Origin of the sequence: Nocardioides sp., assembly GCF_050699375.1 — a bacterium.
GTDB lineage: Bacteria > Actinomycetota > Actinomycetes > Propionibacteriales > Nocardioidaceae > Nocardioides.
The window spans coordinates 1-3391 of record NZ_JBOHDN010000124.1 but is presented as its reverse complement, the minus strand read 5'-3'; the positions used below and the strand labels follow the sequence as shown (position 1 = coordinate 3391).

4 protein-coding genes and 2 tRNA genes are annotated in these 3391 nt (G+C 66.9%); 2 read left to right on the top strand and 4 right to left on the bottom strand.

All coding sequences use genetic code 11. The features are described 5' to 3' along the window. Positions 1-3 precede the first annotated feature (3 nt). The 3 genes from ACRDPS_RS08855 to ACRDPS_RS08845 all read right to left on the bottom strand — a co-directional run bounded on the left by ACRDPS_RS08855 (position 4) and on the right by ACRDPS_RS08845 (position 1252). A tRNA-Ala gene (locus tag ACRDPS_RS08855) sits at positions 4-76 on the bottom strand. A 30-nt stretch (positions 77-106) separates the two neighbouring features. Next, the gene (locus ACRDPS_RS08850; protein WP_431501258.1) at positions 107-226 is read right to left on the bottom strand and encodes a DLW-39 family protein; all 120 of its coding nucleotides are present in this window, start codon (positions 224-226) and stop codon (positions 107-109) included. Between the two features lie 81 nt (positions 227-307). After that, the gene (locus tag ACRDPS_RS08845; RefSeq protein WP_431501257.1) at positions 308-1252 is read right to left on the bottom strand and encodes a hypothetical protein; all 945 of its coding nucleotides are present in this window, start codon (positions 1250-1252) and stop codon (positions 308-310) included. A 71-nt stretch (positions 1253-1323) separates the two neighbouring features. On the opposite strand from ACRDPS_RS08845, the gene ACRDPS_RS08840 reads away from it, so the two are divergent. Both ACRDPS_RS08840 and ACRDPS_RS08835 read left to right on the top strand, forming a co-directional pair. Then, the gene (locus ACRDPS_RS08840) at positions 1324-2253 is read left to right on the top strand and encodes an MBL fold metallo-hydrolase (protein WP_431501256.1); all 930 of its coding nucleotides are present in this window, start codon (positions 1324-1326) and stop codon (positions 2251-2253) included. A 222-nt stretch (positions 2254-2475) separates the two neighbouring features. Then, a complete protein-coding gene (locus ACRDPS_RS08835; protein ID WP_431501255.1) occupies positions 2476-3024 on the top strand; it encodes a GNAT family N-acetyltransferase in 549 nt (182 codons plus the stop codon). Between the two features lie 237 nt (positions 3025-3261). Here ACRDPS_RS08835 and ACRDPS_RS08830 read toward each other — a convergent pair. After that, a tRNA-Ile gene (locus ACRDPS_RS08830) sits at positions 3262-3335 on the bottom strand. Between the last annotated feature and the right edge of the window lie 56 nt (positions 3336-3391).

The following is a 3391-nucleotide window of genomic DNA, read 5'->3' as shown; positions in this document are numbered from 1 at the left end:
ACGTGGAGGCTAGGGGACTCGAACCCCTGACTTCGACCTTGCAAAGGTCGCACTCTACCAACTGAGTTAAGCCCCCATATTCGGTTGTACGCGCCCGTCCGTCGGGTCAGCTCACCGTGTCTGTCTCCTCGGCCCAGTAGCCCTTCTCGGTGCTGGACTGGTCGAGCTTCTTCTTGGCGAGAATGATGCCGGCCGCGGCCAACAGCACGAGGACGATCTTCTTCATGTCTTCTCCTGCTGAGTCGTGGTGAGCATCGCTGCCCGTCGGACCAGGCAAGCGTACCGGCCCGCTGTGAGGCGTACGAAATCAACCAGCCTCGGGGTCCGGGGCCAAGCCCAGGGAGGCGATGGGCGTGCAGGTCATGTGGGTGCTCGCCCACATCCGGCCGGTCAGGAGCCCGAAGCCGTACGCCGCGGGCCGGCTGTAGGGGGAGGCGCCGGACTCGTAGGTCGCGATGAGCTCGCCCGAGACCTCGACGATGGCCTCGGCCATGTTGGGAAACTTGAACCTGCGCCGCACCGCGCCGACGCCACCGTCGGGCTTGCGCTCGCAGATGAAGAGGGTGCTCGGCCGGTGGCGGCCGAACGAGGAGGAGAAGACGTACTCGTCACGGCGGACGACGACGCCTTGGACCTTCGGTGGGGTCGTGGTCGAGATGACTGGCTCGGAGAAGTTCCACTCACCGTTCTCCCCCTTCTCATAGGCGAAGAGGGTCTGGTCGCCGAAGCCGCCGAGGTAGAGGCGGTTGCCGCGCAGCCGGCAGTAGGAGCCGGCGGCCACCTTGGCCGGCTTCTCGATCGGTTCGACCTCCGCGCCCTTCTCGGCCGCGCGGATGGCGGACAGTGAGTAGCGATAGAGCCTCCCGGCGCCCCGGGCGCCCTTGCAGACCCAGACGTCGTCGCCGTCGATCGCGACTCCGCCGGCGTGGCCGGGCCCGGCCTTGCCCTGATAGCCGATGAGGACCACCTCTCCCGCGGACTGACCCGTCTTCGGGTCGACCAGGACCAGCGCCGACCCATGGTCGTGGGAGTAGTAGCTCTGCGCCAGCAGGTGGGTCTCGGGGTCATAGCCCAGCCCCTGCGGCGTCCAGTCGTCCTCGCCCCCGGTGGCCAGGGTCTTGGGGATGATCGGCCCCACGCGTCCACCGAGCTTCCGCGTCCAGCGAGAGGTGCGGTTCACCCCGCTGCTCACCCAACGGCGCGTACGCCGCGGGAAGGAGTCGAGGTCGAACGGGAGGTCGATCTTGGTCATAACGAGATGTTCGCATGCGATTCCTACCGTGGTCGGATGGCGTACCGAGCCATCGTCGGTACGTTCCCTGTGTGACCAGCGATCCCAGTGCCTCTCCCGAACAACCGACACCGGGCGCGTTGATCGGCGCCCTGAGCGGTTTCGGCCGCGGGCTCTTCCGGCCGCGACAGCCTGATGAGCGTCTCCTCGCCTCGATCACCGACGCGGGACTGCCCCGCGGAGATCGAACGGTGACGGTCCGCGCCCTGCCGCAGGTGCCACGTACGCTCCCTGCCGGCGGCATCATCGAGGGCGCGGGCCTCCATCGGCGCGTGCGGAACGCGATGACCAGCTTCGTCGTCCAGCATCCCGAGGCCACGTTCGTCGTCGACCCGGCCTACTGCCGTGACGCGCCCCATCGGGCCCTGAGCGAGCTCCCGGGGATGCTTCGCCGTCTGGTCACGCCGCCGGCGGACACCATTGCCACCGTCGACTCGCTTCAGGCCGCTGACGTCCGGCCGGACTTCGCCCTACCGACCCATGCCCACTGGGACCATGTCTGCGGCCTCCTCGACCTGCCCGATCTGCCGGTGCACCTGCGGACCACCGAGCGTGACTGGATCCTCGGCCCCGGGCGTCCTCCCGTCGGCGGGGTGCGCCCGGCGCTGACCGATGGACGGCCCACCGAGACGTACGACCTCGACGGCCCGCCGGTCGCGACGTTCACGTCCTCGCACGACCTGTTCGGTGACGGCTCCGTCGTGCTCGTCGAGCTGGCCGGCCACACACCGGGCAGCGTCGGCGTCCTCGCCCGAACCACCGCCGGATGGGTCCTCATCGCCGGCGACGCCGCCTGGCACTACGACCAGGTCGACCTGATCAGGCAGAAGCCGGCATTTCCCGGAGACCTCGTCGACGAAGACCGAGACGCCGCCTTCGCCAGCCTCCATCGGTTGCACCTGGCTCGCCACCTGATGCGGGTCGTCCCGACCCACGACCACGACGCTTCCAACCTGCTCTGAGGCTGGATCTGTCAGAGGGCGGTGGTGCCGCCCTCAGCGACCGGCTCCAGGCCGTTGACGCTCATCCTCACCGACAACGCCACCCGTGAGTCTTCTGCCCAGTAGCTGGCACCAGTAGACGGCCTGCGTATTGAAGCTGTTTGTGTTCGGCTGCCCTGAAGATTGCTCGGCACTCAGGGCGGTTCGATTACGATCCTCACCGTGTCTGAAGCCCCTCACCCGATGGAGACAGTCCTGGCCGCGGCCCGTCAGGCCCTCGCGGGCGATCGAGTCCGCCTGCGCGAGCTTCGTGACGCGGATCTGCCGATGCTGGTGGACTGGTGGCGAAGTCCGGACGTGGCTGTCTTCAACGATCGCATCCAGCCGCGGCCCGACAAACCGCTCGAAGAGATGTACCGCCAGTGGAGTGACAACGGGGCGGCCAGTGGTGCCGGGTTCTGCGTGGAGACGGTGGACGGTGACCTCATTGGTCATGTGGCTCTCTGGGGTGCCGAGGGCCGAAATCGGTGTGCGACGTTCGGGATCATGATCGGCCCCGAGCATCAATCGCAGAGGCTCGGAAGCGAGGCAACGCAGATCATGGTCAACTACGGTTTCAACGAGCTCGGGCTGCACCGGATCGAGCTGATGGTCAACGCCGACAACGACCGCGCCATCGCAGCCTACCGGCGAGCCGGGTTCGAACGAGAGGGACTCTTCAGGTCCAAGCTGTTCTATGGTGGTCGATTCCACGACCAGGTCTTCATGGCGGCCCTCAGCCGTAGCTGCTGACCCACCGCGCGGCGTCGCCGTACCGATCACACCCAGCCCGGTCGGGCTGATCTGGCTGGGTAGCTCCACATCCGGCACCTTGACCCGTTGCTAAGAAGCTGGGGGCCTCTCGGGGCCTCCGAGCCTCTCAACGCAAGGACTGAGACCGCTCTGGGTGTCGGCAGCGACACTGAGGGAGTATCGGAAAACCGAGCCTGACATGCAGAAACGCCCCGAACCGAAGTTCGAGGCGTGCTGTGCGCTTAGGAGGACTTGAACCTCCGACCCCCACATTATCAGTGTGGTGCTCTAACCGTCTGAGCTTTAAGCGCAGGCGCCAACTGGAGGGTGGAAGCCCCTACCAGCAGGCGAGAGGAAACATTACCCG

What these genes read in the sequence shown, in the direction of transcription:
- ACRDPS_RS08850 (WP_431501258.1), bottom strand. Translation starts at nt 226, where the DNA reads ATGAAGAAGATCGTCCTCGTGCTGTTGGCCGCGGCCGGCATCATTCTC.
- ACRDPS_RS08835 (WP_431501255.1), top strand. Translation starts at nt 2,476, where the DNA reads ATGGAGACAGTCCTGGCCGCGGCCCGTCAGGCCCTCGCGGGCGATCGA.
- ACRDPS_RS08845 (WP_431501257.1), bottom strand. Translation starts at nt 1,252, where the DNA reads ATGACCAAGATCGACCTCCCGTTCGACCTCGACTCCTTCCCGCGGCGT.